This window comes from Pseudomonas sp. Sample_24, assembly GCF_004307605.1.
In the GTDB taxonomy this organism is placed as follows: domain Bacteria; phylum Pseudomonadota; class Gammaproteobacteria; order Pseudomonadales; family Pseudomonadaceae; genus Aquipseudomonas.
Genome location: NZ_RCNW01000209.1, coordinates 56,838 through 76,495 on the forward strand (window position 1 = coordinate 56,838; position 19,658 = coordinate 76,495).

Below are 19,658 nucleotides of genomic sequence, written 5' to 3' on the forward strand. Positions count from 1 at the left end.
CAGGACGAACTGCGTTCCGGGGCCTTTTTTCGATCGAGGATGGAAATGGATTCCGCAGAAATTCTTGTACTGCAAGCCAGCTACACCAACCCGGTGCATGCAGAAGCCATCGGGCTGGTGCTGAACAGCTACGCCCAGGACCCGATGGGCGGCGGTCATGCCTTGGCCGCCAGTGTTCTGGAGCATCTACCGGGCGAGCTGGCCAAGCGCGCGCATGCGTTCAGCGTATTGGCGTTCGTCAATGGCGAACCGGCCGGGCTGATCAATTGCTTTGAAGGCTTTTCGACTTTTGCCTGCCGGCCATTGGTCAATGTCCACGATGTGGCGGTGGTGCCGAAGTTTCGCGGGTTGGGTTTGAGCCAGCGGATGCTGCAAAAGGTCGAAGAAATCGCCCGTCAGCGTGGCTGCTGCAAAATCACTCTGGAGGTGCTGGAGGGCAATGCGGTGGCGCAAGCCTCCTACGGCAAGTTCGGCTTTGCGCCAGGCGAGTTCGACCCCGCCCACGGGCGCATGATGTTCTGGATCAAGCCGCTGTAGGAGGGGGCCTGCTCGCGAAGAAGGCGAATACGCCGCGGTGAATCAGAGTTCACGCGCCATCGTCGGCGATCATCGCGAGCAGGCTCGCGCTTGCAAGCAAGTAGCCAGGTCAATCATTTCGGTTTGTAGGTTTCAGTCATTTGTGCGGTCTGGTCGTCCGGGACCCGCAGCTCGTTGGCCTGGCTTTGCGTGATATTGCCCAGTGCCAGTTGCTGGTTGTAGCGCAGCGTTTCGAAGTAGTACCTCATGCGTTCGGCGCCGCCTTCGGCAAAGGCGCTGGTGGAGCCAAATGTCATGAGTGCGGCGAGAATGAGTGTGGTGCGTTTCATGGTGTGCCTCCCACTTAAAGATGTCGGATGCCTGTCGTCCATGAGTCAATGAATCAAAGTCGAACGCTCATTATCCGCCGATTCCGTTAAATGGGAACGCTATTGCACATCTTTGAATCTGCGGTGGGAGCAAGCGTGCTCCCACCGGGTTTGTGTTGCAATGAACTGACTATTTGAGGACAACTTCCGCCGCGACCGGCGCTTTCGGTTTGATCAGGCTGAAATCAATCAACGCCCGCTGTTGCCGCTCGTAGGGGTTGCCGATCATCAAGGGGCGAGGTTTGAAGCTGTCGCTGACCAGGCTCTTGCTACGATCGAGCTCATCGAAACTCAGGCCCGCCAGGTCTGCCCAGGTGTGGATCAGATGGGAGCTGCTGTACGGCCGCCCCAGATCAGCGGCAAAGTTCCAGTCATGGGTTTCACGCCATTTTGGCGAGGCCCAGGCCATGAACGGGATGGTGTACATCGGCGCTGTCGGTTTGCTTTCGTTGCGCCCGAGCGTGCTGTGGCCCGGGGAGTCGAAGACGTCTTCACCGTGATCGGAGAGGTACAGCAAAAAGCCGTTCGGGTCGGTCCTGGCGTAGTCCTTGATCAGGCTCGACACCACGAAGTCGTTGTACAGCACCGCGTTGTCGTAGCTGTTGTACGTCGGCAACTGATCGTCACGGACACCGGCCGGAACCCCATTGCGATCCTTGAACTTGTCGAAAGTCGAAGGGTAGCGGTACTGGTAACTCATGTGCGTGCCGAGCAAATGCACGACGATCAGCTTGCGCGGCGCTGTGTCAGCCAAGGCCTTGTTGAACGGCTCGATGACGTCGCCGTCGTACTGGGCGGCGTTCTGGTTACGGTTGTTGTTCAGGTACACCTGCTCGTCGGCCTGTTGGGAGAACGTCGTGAGCATGGTGTTGCGCTTGGTCATGGTCTGCTGGTTGGTGATCCAGAAGGTCTTGTAACCGGCCTGTTTCATCATGCTGACCAGCGAAGGCGTGCTCAGGTACAGGTCAGGGTTGTCTTCGTCGGCGAAGGTCAATACCTGCTGCAACGCTTCGATGGTGTAGGGGCGTGGCGTGATGACGTTATCGAAGACCGCCAGTTGATCCTTCAGCTTGTCCAGTTCCGGCGTGGTCTTGCGCGGGTAGCCGTACAGGCTCATGCGTTGCCGATTGGTGGACTCACCGATTACCAGCACCAGGGTGGAGGGCTGGTTGGCCATCGAATCCTTGAAGTTGTGCAGGGGTGGAATCGTGCTGGCGCTGTTGAGCATCTCCTGCATACCGGCCAGTGTGTCCAGATAGCGGTGGTAGGCCACAGCCATCTGCCAAGGCACTGCCGGTTCGATACGGGTTTCGAATTTTTCGAAGCCGGCGGCAAAACTGCCGGTGCGCAGGGTTTGCTTGACTAATGGATAACCGACAACGGCCACCAGGATCGCTGTGGCTGCGACCAAAGCCTTGCCGCGCGGCAGGTACACCGGGCGCAAGCGCGTCCACAGGAAGTAGCCGAAGGCGGTATGGGCGAGGAAGGCCGGGACCATCCACCAGGCAAAGTATTGCGTCATGTATTCGCCGGCTTCAGACACGTTCGATTCGAACATGATGAAGATGACGCTCTGTGAAAATTCCTGCTGATAGATAAAGAAGTAACCCAGGCTGGCCATGGAGCAGGCCCACAGCACAACACCGATCACGGCGGCCATGACGCGGGTCTGTTTCGGGAACAGCAACATCGGCGCGAGCCAGATGGCGCTCATCACGAAGGCTTGGCGAAAGCCGGAAAAACCGGAAGTGCCGGTCAACTGAATCAGCAGTTGGGTGATGCCGGAAAAATACCAGAAGAACAGGAAGAGCCAGAGAAAGCCTGCCCAATCGAAACCATTCGCAGACTGTTCGCTGCGTTTAAACCAAGACATTCACCGCTCCAATCTCTATTCACTTCCACCGTCGAGCCACTGCAAAGTCGCCGACGAACGGGAGGCGCGCGCATACCGAGCGGCCACAATGAACCGGAGTATCAACAAGCGGATGTGAAAACTTTGTGAGTTGCCAGGACTGGCAAAGCGCTATGGCGTGTCGGAAGCAGGGCGGTGCTGCTTCCGATTCAAGCGAGAGATCAGGCGTGAGGGGCGCGCTGGGTCACCGCTAACGGCTGTTGACCCTGGATCAGCAAGCGCAAGTGCGCCAGCTCCTGCTTCATTTGCTCGTGCTCATCTTTCAACTGACGCAATTCATCGCGACGAATTGTGACGTAAAGGGTTTGTGCTGGCAGTGCGGTGTGTACTGTGCCCATTGCTCACCTCGCAAATGGCGTGTCTCAACTGTAGATCCGCCTGAAATCAGCGGCTGATCTACTATCGGCGCCAATTTTGATTTCTTTTGCCCCCGAAGGGAACTTTTTTATTTTTCATGGTCGGTGTGTCTTCGGCACGATTCCCGACGTTATCAATCAGGATCGGGCACAATGCCCGGAAACTTCACGCCTGCTCGCTGGACTAAACCGAATGAGTCGCGTTGGGCTATAACCTTTGACACACTTTTTATTTGTAGTAGGGAGCATCAGCACATGCAACTCGGGATTATTGGACTGGGCCGCATGGGCGGTAATATTTCGCGGCGCCTGATGCTCAACGGACATTCCACCGTTGTGTACGACCGCAATACCGCTTTTGTCGAAACCCTGGCCGAAGAGGGTGCCACCGGCGTAGCCGATCTGCCGGCCCTGGTGGCTGGCCTGAGCAAGCCGCGAGCGGTGTGGGTCATGTTGCCGGCAGGCGCACCGACCGAAGACACCATCAACACCCTGAGCACCTTGCTCGAAGCCGGCGACACTATTATCGATGGCGGCAACACCTTCTATAAGGACGATATCCGCCGGGCGAAAACCCTCGCCGAAAAAGGTTTGCACTACGTCGATGTCGGTACTTCCGGTGGCGTCTGGGGCCTGGAGCGCGGTTACTGCATGATGATCGGCGGCGATACCGAGACCGTTCAGCGCCTCGACCCGTTGTTCGCAAGCCTGGCACCGGGCATGGGCGATATCCCGCGCACCAAAGACCGCAAGTCCGATGACGACCGTGCCGAGCGCGGTTACATCCACGCCGGCCCTGCTGGCGCCGGGCATTTCGTCAAGATGATCCACAACGGCATCGAGTACGGAATGATGCAGGCCTTTGCCGAGGGCTTCGACATCCTCAAGACCAAGAACAGCGAGAAACTGCCCGAAGATCAGCGCTTCGACCTGAACGTCGCCGACATTGCCGAAGTCTGGCGTCGCGGCAGCGTGGTGTCCTCATGGTTGCTCGATCTGACTGCCGACGCGCTGGCCAGCGATCCGAAACTCGATGGTTTCTCCGGCTCCGTAGCCGACAGCGGCGAAGGTCAATGGACCATTGAAGCCGCCATGGAACAAGCGGTGCCGGTGCCGGTGCTGTCGAACTCGCTGTTCTCTCGCTACCGTTCACGCGGGCAGGGCTCATTTGGCGACAAAGTCCTTTCGGCGCAGCGCTTCGGCTTCGGCGGCCACGTGGAGACTGCGAAAAAATGACCCATGCGATCCGCAGAAAATCCAAGACTGAACCCGCACCACCGACCACTCTGTTTTTGTTTGGCGCACATGGTGATCTGGTCAAGCGTCTGCTGATGCCGGCGCTGTATAACCTCAAGCGCGACGGGTTACTCGGGGATGGACTGCGGATCATTGGCGTTGACCACAACGCCATCAGCGATGAAGGCTTCGCGAAAAAACTCGAAGACTTCATTCGCAACGAAGTGGCCACCAAGGTCGGCAAGGGAGATCAGTCTCTTGATCCGCAATTGTGGGCTCAACTCGCAAGAAACATCAGCTACGTCCAGGGCGACTTCCTGGACGACAGCACCTATCAAGCGCTGGCGGCGAAAATTGCCGACAGCGGTACTGGCAACGCGGTGTTTTACCTGGCTACCGCGCCGCGTTTCTTCAGTGAGGTCGTTCGCCGCCTCGGCGCCTCCGGTCTGCTGGAAGAAACGCCCGAGGCGTTCAGAAGGGTGGTGATCGAAAAGCCTTTCGGGTCCGACCTGCACACCGCCGAAGCGTTGAACGCTTGCTTGCTCAAGGTCATGTCGGAAAAGCAGATCTACCGCATCGATCACTACCTGGGCAAAGAGACCGTACAGAACATTCTCGTCAGCCGCTTTTCCAACAGCCTGTTCGAAGCGTTCTGGAGCAACCATTACATCGACCATGTGCAAATCACCGCCGCCGAAACCGTCGGCGTGGAAACCCGTGGCAGTTTCTACGAACACACCGGCGCCCTGCGCGACATGGTGCCCAATCACTTGTTCCAATTATTGGCGATGGTTGCCATGGAGCCACCGGCTGCTTTTGCCGCTGACGCCGTGCGCAGTGAGAAAGCCAAGGTCGTTGGTGCGATCCGCCCCTGGTCGGTCGAAGAGGCCCGGGCCAACTCGGTGCGCGGGCAGTACACCGCTGGCGAAGTCGACGGCAAACCCATGCCGGGGTATCGCGAAGAGGACAAGGTGGCCCCCGACAGCAATACCGAAACCTATGTCGCCCTCAAAGTCATGATCGACAACTGGCGCTGGGTTGGCGTGCCGTTCTACCTGCGCACCGGCAAACGCATGAGTGTGCGTGACACCGAGATCGTCATCTGCTTCAAACCGGCGCCCTACGCGCAATTCCGCGATACCGCAGTCGATGAACTGGCCCCGACCTATCTGCGGATCCAGATCCAGCCCAATGAAGGCATGTGGTTCGATTTGCTGGCTAAACGGCCAGGGCAGGCCTTGAAGATGGACAACATCGAACTGGGTTTTGCCTACAAGGATTTCTTCGAGATGCAGCCGTCCACCGGCTACGAAACGCTCATCTACGATTGCCTGACCGGCGATCAGACGCTGTTCCAGCGTGCCGACAACATCGAGAATGGCTGGCGCGCAGTGCAACCCTTTCTCGATGCCTGGCAGCAGGATTCAACGGTGCAAGGTTACGCGGCGGGCGAGGACGGTCCGCCGTCCGCTGAAGAACTGCTGAGCCGTGATGGTCGGGTCTGGCATTGTTTGGACTGAGCGACCCGCGTTCTGCCCGATGACCTGGACGGCACGTTGCTGCTGCCCGTGGGGTTCGAGCCTCAGATACCGCCCTCTGGAGGTGCCTGAGGCTGCGATTTTTTGATTTTGTTCTTCAAGTTCAAGATCAAGAAATCGCCGCCTTCGGCAGCCCCAGCAGGGATAGAGCGATTACAGCCAGTAGCTCACGGCATACCAACCCAACGCACCCATTACCACGGTATAGGGCAAGGCCATCCAGACCATGCGTCCATAGGACAGTCGAATCAGCGGTGCAATAGCGGATGTCAGGAGAAACAGGAACGCTGCCTGGCCATTGGGTGTTGCCACGCTTGGCAGGTTGGTGCCGGTGTTGATCGCAATGGCCAGCGTTTCGAAATGCTCGCGGCTCATGTGTCCGGAGATGAATGCCTGCTTCACTTCGGTGATGTAAATGGTCGCGACAAACACGTTGTCACTGATGGCAGACAACAAGCCATTGGCGATGAACAGCATGCCCGGTTGTTGATCGGCGGGCAGGGCCAGCACCCATTGGATCAGCGGCGTGAACAACTGCTGATCGTGAATCACCGCCACTACAGCGAAGAACACCACCAAGAGTGCAGTGAACGGCATGGCGTCCTTGAACGCACTGCCAAGCCGATGCTCGTCAGTAATACCGGTAAACGCGGTAATCAACACAATGACCATCAGCCCGATCAGGCCGACTTCCGCCACATGGAATGCCAACGCGACAATCAGAATCAAGGCCGCCACGCCTTGCACGATCAATGCAGCGCGCTGACGCGAAGTACGCTCGGCATTGTCTTCATCAGCGTAATTGGCCAGCACCGCGCGTACGTTGTCCGGCAGCAACGTGCCGTATCCGAACCAGCTCAGCTTCTCCAACACTACGCAGGTCACCAGGCCTGCCACCAACACCGGCAACGAGACCGGCGCGATCTTCAGAAAGAACTCGGAAAAGTGCCAGCCCATTTCATGGCCGATCAACAGGTTTTGCGGCTCACCCACCAGTGTGCAAACGCCGCCGAGCGCGGTGCCCACTGCGCCGTGCATCAGCAGGCTGCGCAGGAACGCGCGGAATTGTTCCAGGTCGCCATGATGAAGTGCAGGTAGTTTCTGGTCATCGCCGTACTCGCTGTCCTGACGCGGATCGGAGCCGGATGCCACGCGGTGATACACCGAATAGAACCCCACGGCGGCGCTGATGATCACGGCGGTCACCGTCAATGCATCGAGAAATGCCGACAAGAACGCAGACAGGAAACAAAACATCAACGCCAGCATTGCCTTGGAGCGAACCCCGAGCAGTAAGCGTGAAAACAGGAACAGCAGCAGATCTTTCATGAAGTAGATACCCGCCACCATAAACATCAGTAGCAGGATCACCGGAAAGTTGTGCAGAAGTTCGTCGTAAAGTGCCTGAGGGGTGGTCATTTTCAGCAGCAGCGCTTCGACCAACAACAAGCCACCCGGCATCAATGGATAGCACTTGAGCGCCATGGCGAGGGTGAAGATGAACTCCAGCACCAACAGCCATCCTGCGGCAACCGGCCCTACGGTCCAAAAGACCAACGCGTTGAGTATCAGGAAACCGATAATACAAACCTTGTACCAGCGGGGTGAGTTGCCGAGAAAGTTATGCGCGAACGCCTGGGCCATGGAACCGGACATCGGCTACTCCTTGTATAAAGAAGCGCGCAAGTTGCCGTAAGCGGAGAAGAAGATCAAGTGTAGGAAAAGTACCTTTTGACTAGGCCAGATAGCGAGCGACAACTGCCCGATAGTTGCCATCAAGTGAATAGCCGCCGACAACGATCTTGCCATCGTCCTGGACGGTGATAGAGGTGGCCGTGTCGAGGCTGCGGCCCAGACGCGTGCGAACCCATCCGGTGCGGTCGCCAAAGTCCGAATCCAGCTGCCCGTCAGGTTGATAGCGGCCCACCAGGAAATCGGCCTCGATACCACCGATGGTGGCTCCGGCGGTCAGCACATGGCCATCAGGCTGCAGGTGAGCGGCGGTCCATTGACTGCCTCCACGAGCGATTTCCAGCAATTGCGGCAGGCCGCCGTTGCAATGAATGTCCGGACGACCATTACTGTGCACTTTCAAGGCAAGACAGTGCATCGGATCGCGGCTGCTGCCAAAACAGTGAATGTCACCGTTTTGATGCTGGACGATGTGGCTGATCTGGGCACTGCGACCCTGCGCCTTGAAGCTCATGAAACCGTCCACGGCAAAACTTTCATCAAGACTGCCGTCACTGTGATAACGGGCCAGCAAACCTTCCTCGGGGAAGTTGATCGAGCCGCCGACAAGGATGCGGCCATCACTCTGCAGTTTCAGCGTACTGAGCCAGGTGTTCATCAGCAAATGCCTGACGATCACGAACCCTCGCCCATTGAAGGTTGGGTCCAGGGATCCATCGGTGTCGAGGCGTATGAGAATGCCAGCGTGGTCTGCCAGCTCAAAATGGTGATTGGCCACCAGCAAAATCCGGCCATCCTCCTGGACGTTGATATCGCAAGCTTCGGCCCCGGGCACGCCGGGTGGCAGCCAGGCATCGCGCACACCATGGGACAGATTGCCCGGCAATCGAACGACGCAACGGCCGTTGTCACCGAATTCCTGGACGGGACGGCCTTGTGCGTCGAACATCGCCAGGGCCGGCAGCGTGCGGTGGGCATTCTCGTAATGCAGGCCGATGACCAGCAGGCGACCATCCGGCAGTACCTGAACCGTCCCGGCCATCGCATCGAAGCCCGGTTCGAACTGGCCGATGATGCTGCCTTGTTTGCCGAAGCCCAAATCTGCCGAGCCATCTTCCAGCAAGCGCGCCAGACCGAAACGGCTGCCGTCCGCCATGCCGACTTTCGCCGCCACCAACAGCCGGCCGCTGGAATCGATCGTGACCCCGTTGGTCATGCTTGAAAGACTGTCGGCGAAATACACCTGCGCTTGGCCATGGGAGGCAAAACGTGTGTCGAGCTGTCCCGAGGAATGGGCGGGTAGAGGGAAGGCTAAAACGGACTTGGTTGACATGCACGCATCTCCTTGCGAGTCGTCCTTATCCGGATTGGGGGAGGCGACCTGATAAGGAGATCATTCAATCCTTGAATGCTTGGATGCACAACTGACAGAACTAACAGACGGAGGGTCGTAGTGCGCCACAACAGTGTCTTTTCGAACCAAAGGCAAGCCTGCAAAGAATCCAGGCGTTGCGAAGTTCAAATAGCAATACGTCGCAAATACAGATATGCCGGGGTTGACCAGGCAACTAATCAAGACAAAGAGGGCGCGGATTACTCATCGAGTAATCCGCACAAGGATCAATGCGGCATCGACCATGACTGGAGCGTGTAACCTTCTTCGCTCAACTCGGCACGGGCCTGTTCAAGCAAACGTTCGAGCTGTGCCGGATCGGTGTAGGCACTGCTGGGGATCAGCTTGCGACCTATACTGGTATTGGTCCGGTCAATAACCGTCAGGCTGAGTTCACCGTTACCATCCTGTGGCGCCCAGGCCACGCACTGAAAAGGCTTGAAAGCGCGGTCGGCAATTAAAAGAGCTTCGTTGATACGGATCGGGGCGTTCATGGAATGTTCTCTCAGTATTGCCCAATCAAATGAGGTGCCGAAGGTTGGGCTTACCAATCGGCTGGTTACTTGTACTGATGTCCGCAACCAAGGTTCAGGTCACACCCAAACAAAAGAAATTTCAACTTTCTTTCGAAAGACCCACGCGAAAGTGGCTATTTGAAAGCTTAATGAAAGATTGAAGTTCGTTAGGTAACTATCCAACTACCTGCTTATAACTAATTACGCAATAACCCTATAGTCAATCGGTACAAGCACACGTCAAATTCTTGCTAATGTTACAGCCAGGTCCGCCAAATGACTGTTTTTAATAAAATTTCTTAAATTTGGCGCCAAGGAACAGTCATGAGTGAAGCGCCTGCCTTACGACGTCTATTAGTGGTTGACCCGTGTGACGACTGTCATCGTCTATTACCGGGATTGCGCTCCGTGGGTTGGGATGTAGACAGCTGTTCGCTGGAAAACGCCATCGACCGAATGTGTGACGTGGGGCTGCTACGCTTGCAGCCTTTTCACCTCGAACGACCGGATGCCGTCAAAGAACTCATCAGCCGCAGCGGTACGGAGTGGATTGCCGTTCTCAACCAGGAAGTCCTGAGATTGCAGAACGTAGGCGACTTTGTCTGTGAATGGTTTTTCGATTTCCATACCTTGCCGTTCGATGTATCCCGGGTACAGGTCACGCTCGGGCGCGCGTTCGGCATGGCGCGCCTGCGCGGTCAGGGCACTGTTCACATCGATCAGCCTGAACATGAATTGCTTGGCGACAGCAAGCCGATACGGGAGCTGCGCAAACTGCTGAGCAAACTGGCACCCACCGAGTCGCCGGTGCTGATCCGGGGCGAGAGCGGTACCGGCAAGGAATTGGTCGCGCGCACGTTGCATCGACAATCCCAACGTCACAGCAAGCCTTTTGTCGCGATCAATTGCGGGGCAATACCTGAGCATCTGATCCAGTCGGAACTGTTCGGCCACGAAAAGGGGGCCTTTACCGGCGCCCATCAACGCAAGGTCGGACGAATCGAAGCGGCCAATGGCGGCACGTTGTTTCTCGATGAAATCGGTGATTTGCCTTTGGAACTGCAGGCCAACCTGCTGCGGTTCCTCCAGGAAAAACACATCGAACGGGTCGGTGGCAGTCAGCCTATTCCCGTGGATGTGCGGGTTTTGGCTGCGACCCACGTTGATCTTGAAGCAGCGATTGAAAAGAAACGCTTTCGTGAAGACTTGTACTATCGGTTGAATGTCCTGCAAGTCGTGACAGCTCCACTGCGTGAGCGTCATGGCGATCTGTCGATGCTGGCCAACCACTTTTCCCATTTCTACAGCCATGAAACCGGGCGCCGTCCTCGCAGCTTCAGTGAAGACGCGTTGATTGCCATGGGTAAACATGATTGGCCGGGCAATGTCCGTGAGCTGGCCAACCGGGTCCGCCGTGGGCTGGTACTGGCTGAAGGCCGGCAGATCGAAGCGCGGGATCTGGGCTTGATCAGCCAGCAGGCAATTGCCACGCCAATGGGCACGCTCGAGGACTACAAGACTCGGGCTGAGCGTCAGGCGCTGTGCGATGTGTTGAATCGCCATAGCGACAACCTGAGTGTGGCTGCACGGGTGCTGGGCGTTTCGCGGCCGACGTTCTATCGGTTGTTGCACAAGCATCAAATTCGCTAGGCAGCCAACAAAAAAGCCTGGCTGCGATTGAGATCGCAGCCAGGCTTTATATTGTGGATCAGAAGTAGTACGGGAATTTCAGGCTGAACTGGAAGTCCGGGGCATCGTCCGTCATGCCGATGGACAGGTTGGGAACGATGGTCAGGGCGTTGGTGGCGGCAATGGTCATGCCGATGTTGAAGTAGCCCGCATTGGCGTCACTGGACACCACCGACTCCCAATCACCGCCATCCTGTTTGATTTTACTTTTGCGTTGCACCACATCGGATACCGAGAACGACATACTCATCTTCTCGTTGAGGGCGAATGCAATACCGGCACCGAGCTGGAAGCTGTCGCCGATGTCCACTTTGCCCGGGTTGTCCTGTCCGACCGTTGAACTGATGTCGTCGAATGACTCCTGGAAGTTATGGGTATATGACAGGCTGCCGAACAGCACGGCCGGGTCGTAGGTCTTGACCAGGGAAATGCCTGGCGTGATCGACCAGACGCCGTTACCGGTCGGCAGAGTGTCAGGTACGAACAGGTTGGAGTTGGCGTCCACCTGGCGCAGCTTGATGCCGAACGGGTCCTTGCCGGTAGGAGCCTTGACGCGCAAGGTGACCACCGCATCGGGCGTGTTGACCGACTCGTCGAGGAATTTGTAGGCGATACCGAAGTTGACGTCACCGATTTCCGGATCGCGGGTTACGGTTTCTTCGGTTGTCACACCGGCGGAGCCACCATTGCCTCCGCCCGACTGGTAAGTGGATTCGCGATAGATTACCGGCACGTTCAGGTCGAATTGCCAGCGGTTGTCGAAGTTGTAGCGACCGGTCAGGTCGAGTGTCCAGGTATCGGCCTTGATCCGGTCAAGGTTGATGTTGCCCAGAAAGATAGAATCCAGTGCGAGGAAACCGTTAAGGATCAACTGGCGAGTGTCGTACCGCGAATAGGTCAGCCCGGTTTCCACGCTGAACCTGCCGCCGCCGAAGAATCCGCTGGCCTCGTCATACAGGTTGGAAACGCTTTGTGCCGGTTGGGAATCGTCTGCCAGCGACTGCCCGTAGGAACTGCCGCCCCCGGCTGCGCCTCCCGAAGCCGCTGCAGCACCGGTGCCGACCGCGACTTGCGAGTTGCCTTTCATGTCTGCTGGCGATTTGGCCAGGCGTTTCGGAGGAGGGGCTGCCGGTTGTTCCTCAACCTGGCGGACCCGTTGTTCGAGAACCGCCAGGGCTTTTTGTTGTGCTTCGTATCGTTGCTTCAGCTCCATAAGTTCCTGTTTCAGAAGCTCTACTTCCGCATTCGGTGCTGCTTGCACCATCACCGCCGGGAACAGAGTGCTCAAACATACAACTGCACGCAGTGATACTGATCGATACATGAATCAAGCCGTCCCTTTAATGCCTAATGGTCGAGACTCAGCGTAGTTCAATATCCCAGGGAGCGAAGGGCAGTGAGTTGGTTCAGGTTGCAGTCCAAAGCACCTGCAGTCGGGCCATTGTTATTGAGAACGACGTTGAGCTGAGTGAGGTTGCTGACCATGTTGCTGTTGCCCAGCAATCGAGTGTTTTGCAGCAGGCCGCCCTGGGCGACTTGCTGGATGGCCGAACCTTGATTGTTGTTGGCCTGAATAGCCATTTGCACGCCGCCATTGCTGGCAGAAACCGCAATGCTGCCCGCAGCGCTGCTGCCGGTGATGGTATGGCCGGCCATCAGTGCCTGCCCTTGGGCCGGTACCAAAGCCGGCGCATGGCTGGCTTCTTTCACATCAATGGCGATGTTGTTGTAAGCGCTGTTGCCGTCACCTGCGGCGCGCACACTCTGGTTGATACCCTGAGTGCTGTTGAGCCCTGCACCTCCAATCACACTGCCGGTGCCTTGTTCGGCAGGTCCACCGTTACCGCTTTGGCTATAGGTTGAAACGTAGAACTCGGGTTTTACCGTTGCGGCCTGTATCTGCATTGAGGTGGTTGCCCCGATCAGATCGCCACTGGCATTGCGCCAGGTACTGCTCATGACCACACCGAAGCTGATGATCCTGCCCGGCATCACATATCGACCACGCAGCTCGGCCAGCTCCTGATCTTTTATCTCGATGGGTTTGAATCCATTGGCAAAACCTGAGGTGCTGGCTACCAGACACGCAGCCGCCACCCAATAAGAGGTTTTCATGTGCTGCTCCCGGAGCGTCCTGCTCCAAATCTTCTTGTTGGCGATTAAAAGAAGTCGCTCTGTATGAAACCAAAATCCATCAATTCAGCATCTTTGACCGGGTTGAAGTTATCCAGCTTGTTCTTGGCTGTCAGGGGTTCCGGTGGGCTGCGCAGTACATTTGTTTTTTCGTAACCGGCACCCACAATAGCGAAGACAATACCGTTCCAACCTTTGACAAAGTCATCATGGGAGTAGCGTTTTTGACCGAGTACCGGGTCGGCGATGTAGACCCAGTTTTTGTCAGCACGCTGCAACACCACGAAGTGCTTGTAACCGCGAACTTCCGTCAGTACCACCACCGGGATTGTTACTGCGTCGAGCTTTTCCGGCGGGATCTTGTAGCCCCGGGCGCGCATGCCGATGCTTTCTATGTAGCGCTTCATGTCGAGCATGGAAAAACCCTGGGTACGAACCAGGTCCTGGTCTGCATTGACCAGCATGCCTTTGATGACGTGCTCTTCATCGACGTCGAGCCAATAGGCCTGGCGCAAGATCGTTGCCAGCGCGGCGGCGCCGCAGCTGAAATCGGTCTTCTGTTCGACAATGTTGCTGAATTTGCGCTCACGCAAACTCTGCACCTGTTTGTAGATGAGTGTGCCGCCAGGCAGGGCGGCCACTGACATCTGTGCGGCCTCGGTCAGGCCAGACAGGCAGAGAAGGGCGATAAGGGCAGTCTTACGCATGGTCGATACGCCTTGGGACTGAGGAAAAAAGCCCCGTTGCCGGGGCTTTCAGTGCTATCGCGATTACAGGCAGGCTCTGCAGCCGGCAGCGATGGACAGCGAGTTGCTTTGTTGGTTGCCAACACCGGCAGCGTTGTTGAACCCTGCGTTGCCGGAGAAGTTGTTGCCTACGTTGCTGACACTGGCATTGTTGGTGACAGGGTTTTTCCAGCCGTCTGGAGTCATCACTTGTTGAGTGGTTACGCCAGCCAGACCGAATACACCTACGGCTACGAAGTCGGAAGTGGTGTCGCCGTTGCCGCCGTGGCCACCACCGTGGCCGCCGCCATGACGTGGGCCACCGTGGCCGCCGCCGTTGCCTTCGGTTTTTGCCTTGCCGACTGCGACGAATTTCCCGGCAGCGTTGAAGGTCCCGGTGAGCGTGTCGGTGGAGTAGGCCTGATCAGCATTGTTGGTAACGCTCAGGCCGGTGGAGCTTTGGTTGGCCGCTGCAGCAGCTTGTGCGACACGGCCGCCCGATACGGCAATTGCCAGGTTGTTTTTCTGTTGGTTGAAGTTGCCGGCAGCGTTGTTCACACCCATGTTGCCGGAACCGCCATTACCCACGTTGTCGAGGGTTGCGCGAGCAGTGCTGGAGTAGTTGGATACGGTGTTGCCGCCGTTCACTTGAGTAGCGCTGGAAGCGGCGACTGCGGTGCCGAAGATGAAGCTTTCGTCAGCAGTAGCCAGTGCAGCGGCGTTGTCTTGTTGGTTGCCGTCGCCACCAGCGTTGTTGAGGCCCACGTTGCCGTTGGAGCCATTGGCCGAGTTTTCGACAGTGGCACGGTTGGTGGTGCCCTGGTTCAGTACTTCGTTGCCGCTGCTGCTTTGCTGATCCATGACGGTGGCCCCGGCACCGGCGGTGATCTGCAGAATTTGTTCCAGAGACGGGCCTCTAGGTCCGTTGTTGCCGTGCCCGTTGCCGTGACCATTGCCATGACCGTGATCATCACGACCGCCTGCTTGTGCTGCGATTGCCATCACTGCTGCGAGAGCGAAAACCAGTGGTTTTAAGGCCATTGTAGGTTTCATGGTGTTTCTCCGTGCTTATTAGTTGGTTAAGTGTTGGTACTTTCTAATCGCACTGCGTTTGGGTCAGTCAGCGACCCGGATGCTCAGGGTGTTAGCCATTCGGTTTCCCACCCCGGCACTCTGGTTCACCTGAATCACCCCTCGGCTGCCGGTGAAAGCCTGGTCGCTTGTCACGACCTGGCGACTGCCGGTTGGGGTGCCAGTTGCTCCTGAGCCTGGTAGCAACGCCACGTTCTGTTGCGAAAGGGCGCTATCGTCAATCGCCTGCGGAGCAGCACTGATGCTGATGCGCATGACGTTGGCCATCTGGTTGTTGGCCCCGGCGCTCTGGTTGACCCCCAGTACACCGTTGCCATTGCTGAAAGAAGTGCCGCCGATGGTGGCCGTCGCGTTCATTGACGGATTGGCGGGCGTATTGAGTCTTTGGTTGACAATGGTGGTCGCACCGGCTTCTGTGCCAATGGCGATCGCTCGAACGTTGGTCTGTTGCTGTTGGTCACCAGCGGCCTGGTTGACGTTGAAGTTGCCCCTGTATTGCGTGCCGGAATCCTGGATGTCCGCGTTGTTGATGGCCTTCACGCCGGAATCAGCCATGACGCTGGCGCAGCCGAACAAAGCGAGGAAAAGCAGGGAGCGATTCATGTCATTGACCTCCAGCCAGTCTGCCCAGTGGGGCGAGGCCGGAACTCATGGCGCGGTTGATGGTTCCCGAAATCGCATTGCCGCTGCCGCCCTGATGGCCGGCACCCATGCCGGGCATGCCGTTGGGGTTGGTGACAGTGTTGAGACCCTGCATGCCGCCCATGGCCTGGTTGTTGGCGCCACGGAAAGAGGTGCCGCTGGCGACGTTGGCGAAGTCGCCATCGCTCAGTTCACCAGTGATGCGTGCCGAGGGGTTGGTATTGACGGTAACCGGATTCGGATCCTTGCCCTGATTGCGGCCGATGTGCACCGGCTGGACAGTCCGTTGAAGAACGATAACGCCATCGCCTTCAGCCTGGACATTGAAACTGAGCACCGAGCTGGCGGCGCTTGCGATCAGCAGGAGGCAGGTCAAGCCTTTCGTGTAAGTCCCCACGGTGCAATTCCTTCTTTTTGTGGGCTGGCCCTGGTCAGCGTTGTGAAGGAGAGAGCGAAAGCTATGCCTGTTTTGAATTTGTGTTTGGATTCAATAGTTTGTGGATTTTGTCCGGGCGCACGGCAACGACGCTGTTTCAACCATGAGACAGCTCGTCGTGCTTACGCCGGGCCAAAGTGCTTGCGATGCTCTAGAACAGTACTTTGCGCGAAGGTGTATCAACGCTTTAACAAATGCGTTGGCAACGAGGGAAGAGTGTTGAGATAGGCCTTCTGCGGGTACAAGGGTGTTTCAGGAGCGGACACTTTTTCCCCAGAAAAGGGCAAAGGATGGGTAAATACCCCCAGAATCAGGGGCTAGGGCCAATCAATTTCGCAACCGCATCAAACGCTTGGGCGCGTCGCTCAGCCCAGTTGCCGCATAAGACTTTCACCGGTTTCCCATGCTGTTCAAGCCACGCCCGGATGTCGTTGAAAAAAACCTGGCGTTCTTTCAACTCAGGCTGGCAGCGCTGACCATCGTCGGTCCACTCAACGTTGTCCGGTGACAACAACAAGTGCAGGTCATATCGCCGGGACAGGAGTGCCTGCTCGATCCAGCCTGGACAGTCACCAAAGAGCGTGCGACTCCAGAGGATATTGCTGAGCAAATGGGTGTCGAGGATGAGCAGTTGCGGTAGCAAGGCGCGAGCCTCGTCTTCCCATTGCAACTGGCCGCGGGCGATGGTCGGGATGTCTGCCAGACAGGTATCTCGCGGGTTCTCTTCAATGAATCGGCGCACGTATTCACCAACCAGCACCCCGCCGAAATGCGCTTGTAGCTCGCCCGACAGCCAGCTCTTGCCGCTCGACTCGGGACCTGTGAGTACCAGTACTTTCATGTGCGTAACGCCGGGGCCGCGCGCCATTCACGCCAACCTTGCACGGCCAGCAGCAAAAACAGACCGTACAGTGCGGCCGTCAAGTACATGCCTTTGTAAATGAATAGCCCGACGAAAATCACGTCCACTGCGATCCAGAGCGGCCAGCACTGGACGCGCTTTTGCGCCATCCACACTTGCGCCACCAGGCTGAAACCTGTGAGGGCCGCATCGAGCCAGGGTTGGGCGGCATCCGTCCAGTGCGCCATCGCGGCGCCCAGCAGCAGGCTGCCGATGGCACCGAGGATCAATCCGAGGGTCACTGATTGCGTGTCCAGCCGGCTCACTTCACGGCCATGGCTGGCATCGCCCGCACGTGTCCACTGCCACCAGCCATACAATTGCAACGCGGCATAGATCACTTGCAGCAACATGTCCGAATACAGCTTCACCTCGAAGAAGATCCAGCTATAGATAAGTACCATGACCAGGCCGATCGGCCAGCACCAGGGGTTCTGCTTGACCGTCAACCAGACGGCAATCACACCGAGGGTGGCGGCAAACAGTTCAAGCCCGGACATGTCGGTTCCTTGGAGAAAATCGAAGAGGGGCGGATTGTAACCGCAGGCAGCGGATTTTGGTTTGCAGATCAACAGAACGCAGACTTCGGCAAGCCTTTAGCCGCTGCCCAAGCCTGCGTTCTTTTAAGGCTTATACCCTGAACTGCTTCAGCAGCCCGTTCAACTGCTCACTCAAGCCCCTGAGCCGCACGCTGGCGGCACTGGATTGCTCCGCCGCCAGTGCAGTGGAATGGGATAACCCGGCTGCTTGCGTCACGTTCTGATTGATGTCCTCGACCACATGCGCCTGCTGCAAGGTCGCGCTGGCAATCGAGGCATTCAATCCGTTCAGATTGCGCAATGCCTGGCCGATGGCATTAAGGCTCGCGCCGGCGAGGCCAGCCTGTTCAATCGTCAGTTGCGACGCACGGCTGCTGTCGCCGATGACCTTGACCGCCGCTTCGGAATGACTTTGCAGGCGTTCGATCATCGACTGGATCTCCGCCGTGGACTTCTGTGTACGCTGGGCCAGCAGTCGAACCTCATCGGCCACCACGGCAAATCCGCGACCTTGCTCGCCGGCACGGGCAGCCTCGATGGCCGCGTTCAAGGCCAGCAGATTGGTCTGCTCGGCGATGGAGCGGATCACCTCCAGCACGCTGCCGATCTGCGTGCTTTCGGCGGCCAGGGTACGAATGACTTCCACGGCCTGATCGATGGTCGAAGACAGCGTATCGATCTGTTGCAGGCTGCCGTCGATGTTGATCTGGCCTTGTTGAGCCTGGGCTTCGGCGTCGCGCATTTCACTGGCGGCATGTTCGGCGTTTTTGGCCACATCCTGCACGCCATAGGTGACTTGGTTGATCGCCGTGGCCACCAGTTCCATTTGCTGCGACTGTTGCTGGCTGCGTTGCTGGGCCTGAGTGGCGTCGTTGCCCAGTTCGCTGGACGACTGGCCCAAGGCACTGGCAGATGCCTGCAACTCGCCGATCACCAGGCGCAGTTTGGCGGTGAAAGCATTGAAGTGCCGCGCCAGTTGCGTGACTTCATCCTGGCCATGGGTGTCGAGGCTGCGGGTCAGATCACTTTCACCGCTGGCAATGTTGGCCATTGCGTTCACGGTTTCCTGGAGCGGACGCACGATGCTGCGGGCAATCAGGATCACCAGCGCAACCATGATCAGCGCAATGGTCACCCCAATGATCGTTGCTTTCCATACTTGCCCGTAAAACTCGGCCTGCATGTCATCAATGTACACCCCCGAGCCGAGCACCCAGCCCCAGGGCTCGAACAGTTTGACGTAGGAGGTTTTCTCGACCGGCGCGCTGGCCCCCGGTTTCGGCCAGCGGTAATTGATGATCCCGGCGCCTTTGCTCTTGGCCACGGCGACCATTTCGTTGAACACGGCAAAACCGTCGGGATCGCGGATCGCCGAAAGGTTCTGGCCGTCGAGCTTCGGGTTGGCCGGGTGCATGATCATCACCGGCGTCAGATCGTTGATCCAGAAGTAGTCATTCTGGTCATAGCGCAGGCCGCGTACGGCGGTCAGCGCCTGTTTCTGGGCGTCTTCACGGCTCAGCGTGCCGGTGGTCTCCAGGCCATGGTAATAACTCAAGATACCGCTGGCCGTCTGCACCACATGCTGGGTTTTTTGAGCCTTGGCGTCATACAGGTCATCGTGAATCTGCTTGAGCATCAAAACGCCCAAGGCCAGCAGCATCATGACGGCCACGATCAAGATGAGCCACAACCGACGGCTGATCGACATATTGCGCAAGCTGTTCATAACGCGGTGCTCCGGTTTCTTGTTTTTGTAAAGTGATCGCCAGCATCCTGCCAGGTCCGATAACGCGGCAGCGCTTTTCAGACTTGTCTGTTAGGATTTCGGCCCGGCGCGCAAAAACCTGAATCCAAATTGATTTTCCACGCGATTTTCAGGGGCCAGGGGGGACTTTGCGCACGCGGACTTCAACGACGCTGATCGCAGTGAACGCTTGGTATTAATGACGGGGCA

General features: G+C 57.5%; 19 protein-coding genes. 4 read left to right on the plus strand and 15 right to left on the minus strand.

The features are described 5' to 3' along the window. Window positions 1-45: 45 nt before the first annotated feature. Window positions 46-537 (plus strand): GNAT family N-acetyltransferase, encoded by a 492-nt coding sequence (locus D8V06_RS10630; protein ID WP_056855459.1) that lies wholly within the window; start codon window positions 46-48, stop codon window positions 535-537. A gap of 113 nt (window positions 538-650) precedes the next feature. Here D8V06_RS10630 and D8V06_RS10635 read toward each other — a convergent pair whose 3' ends face one another. The 3 genes from D8V06_RS10635 to D8V06_RS30370 form a co-directional block, all read right to left on the minus strand. After that, window positions 651-866: a hypothetical protein gene (locus D8V06_RS10635; protein ID WP_130930939.1), complete on the minus strand. Its 216-nt coding sequence runs from the start codon at window positions 864-866 to the stop codon at window positions 651-653. A gap of 169 nt (window positions 867-1,035) precedes the next feature. Further along, window positions 1,036-2,778, minus strand: coding sequence for a phosphoethanolamine transferase CptA (locus tag D8V06_RS10640; protein WP_130907266.1), 1,743 nt, complete (start codon window positions 2,776-2,778; stop codon window positions 1,036-1,038). Window positions 2,779-2,978: 200 nt separating this feature from the next. Further along, window positions 2,979-3,155 carry a DUF6026 family protein gene (locus D8V06_RS30370; protein ID WP_177336590.1) on the minus strand — a complete coding sequence of 59 codons (177 nt, stop codon included), beginning with the start codon at window positions 3,153-3,155 and terminating at the stop codon, window positions 2,979-2,981. Between the two features lie 273 nt (window positions 3,156-3,428). Between D8V06_RS30370 and gnd the strand changes: the two genes are divergently transcribed. Together gnd and zwf are read left to right on the plus strand one after the other, a co-directional pair. Beyond that, on the plus strand, window positions 3,429-4,409 hold the full coding sequence (gnd, locus tag D8V06_RS10645) for a phosphogluconate dehydrogenase (NAD(+)-dependent, decarboxylating) (protein ID WP_056855456.1): 981 nt from the start codon (window positions 3,429-3,431) through the stop codon (window positions 4,407-4,409). Continuing rightward, a complete protein-coding gene (gene zwf / locus D8V06_RS10650) occupies window positions 4,406-5,929 on the plus strand; it encodes a glucose-6-phosphate dehydrogenase (protein WP_056855455.1) in 1,524 nt (507 codons plus the stop codon). Before gnd ends, zwf begins: the two co-directional genes overlap by 4 nt. Window positions 5,930-6,100: 171 nt before the next feature. Here zwf and nhaB read toward each other — a convergent pair whose 3' ends face one another. The 3 genes from nhaB to D8V06_RS10665 form a co-directional block, all read right to left on the minus strand. Then, window positions 6,101-7,603, minus strand: a complete 1,503-nt coding sequence (nhaB, locus tag D8V06_RS10655) for a sodium/proton antiporter NhaB (protein WP_130930940.1) — start codon at window positions 7,601-7,603, stop codon at window positions 6,101-6,103. 79 nt (window positions 7,604-7,682) lie between these two features. Continuing rightward, window positions 7,683-8,972 carry a hypothetical protein gene (locus tag D8V06_RS10660; RefSeq protein WP_130930941.1) on the minus strand — a complete coding sequence of 430 codons (1,290 nt, stop codon included), beginning with the start codon at window positions 8,970-8,972 and terminating at the stop codon, window positions 7,683-7,685. A gap of 287 nt (window positions 8,973-9,259) precedes the next feature. Beyond that, a complete protein-coding gene (locus D8V06_RS10665) occupies window positions 9,260-9,526 on the minus strand; it encodes a hypothetical protein (RefSeq protein WP_056855452.1) in 267 nt (88 codons plus the stop codon). Window positions 9,527-9,871: 345 nt separating this feature from the next. On the opposite strand from D8V06_RS10665, the gene D8V06_RS10670 reads away from it, so the two are divergent. Next, the gene (locus tag D8V06_RS10670; RefSeq protein WP_130930942.1) at window positions 9,872-11,197 is read left to right on the plus strand and encodes a sigma-54 dependent transcriptional regulator; all 1,326 of its coding nucleotides are present in this window, start codon (window positions 9,872-9,874) and stop codon (window positions 11,195-11,197) included. A gap of 58 nt (window positions 11,198-11,255) precedes the next feature. On the opposite strand, the gene D8V06_RS10675 is transcribed toward D8V06_RS10670, so the two are convergent. The 9 genes from D8V06_RS10675 to D8V06_RS10715 form a co-directional block, all read right to left on the minus strand. After that, window positions 11,256-12,560, minus strand: coding sequence for a hypothetical protein (locus tag D8V06_RS10675; protein ID WP_056855450.1), 1,305 nt, complete (start codon window positions 12,558-12,560; stop codon window positions 11,256-11,258). 47 nt (window positions 12,561-12,607) lie between these two features. After that, complete coding sequence (locus D8V06_RS10680; protein ID WP_056855449.1) at window positions 12,608-13,351, minus strand: hypothetical protein; 744 nt, start codon at window positions 13,349-13,351, stop codon at window positions 12,608-12,610. Window positions 13,352-13,395: 44 nt separating this feature from the next. Continuing rightward, complete coding sequence (locus tag D8V06_RS10685; RefSeq protein WP_056855448.1) at window positions 13,396-14,076, minus strand: C39 family peptidase; 681 nt, start codon at window positions 14,074-14,076, stop codon at window positions 13,396-13,398. 63 nt (window positions 14,077-14,139) lie between these two features. Next, window positions 14,140-15,147, minus strand: coding sequence for a hypothetical protein (locus tag D8V06_RS10690; RefSeq protein WP_056855447.1), 1,008 nt, complete (start codon window positions 15,145-15,147; stop codon window positions 14,140-14,142). A 63-nt stretch (window positions 15,148-15,210) separates the two neighbouring features. Then, window positions 15,211-15,789 (minus strand): hypothetical protein, encoded by a 579-nt coding sequence (locus D8V06_RS10695; RefSeq protein ID WP_056855446.1) that lies wholly within the window; start codon window positions 15,787-15,789, stop codon window positions 15,211-15,213. 1 nt (window position 15,790) lies between these two features. After that, on the minus strand, window positions 15,791-16,225 hold the full coding sequence (locus tag D8V06_RS10700) for a hypothetical protein (RefSeq protein ID WP_130905609.1): 435 nt from the start codon (window positions 16,223-16,225) through the stop codon (window positions 15,791-15,793). Window positions 16,226-16,574: 349 nt separating this feature from the next. Then, a complete protein-coding gene (locus tag D8V06_RS10705; RefSeq protein WP_130930943.1) occupies window positions 16,575-17,105 on the minus strand; it encodes an AAA family ATPase in 531 nt (176 codons plus the stop codon). After that, window positions 17,102-17,665, minus strand: a complete 564-nt coding sequence (gene pnuC / locus D8V06_RS10710; protein ID WP_056855595.1) for a nicotinamide riboside transporter PnuC — start codon at window positions 17,663-17,665, stop codon at window positions 17,102-17,104. Before pnuC ends, D8V06_RS10705 begins: the two co-directional genes overlap by 4 nt. A gap of 130 nt (window positions 17,666-17,795) precedes the next feature. Beyond that, on the minus strand, window positions 17,796-19,430 hold the full coding sequence (locus tag D8V06_RS10715) for a methyl-accepting chemotaxis protein (RefSeq protein WP_056855443.1): 1,635 nt from the start codon (window positions 19,428-19,430) through the stop codon (window positions 17,796-17,798). Window positions 19,431-19,658: the final 228 nt, after the last annotated feature.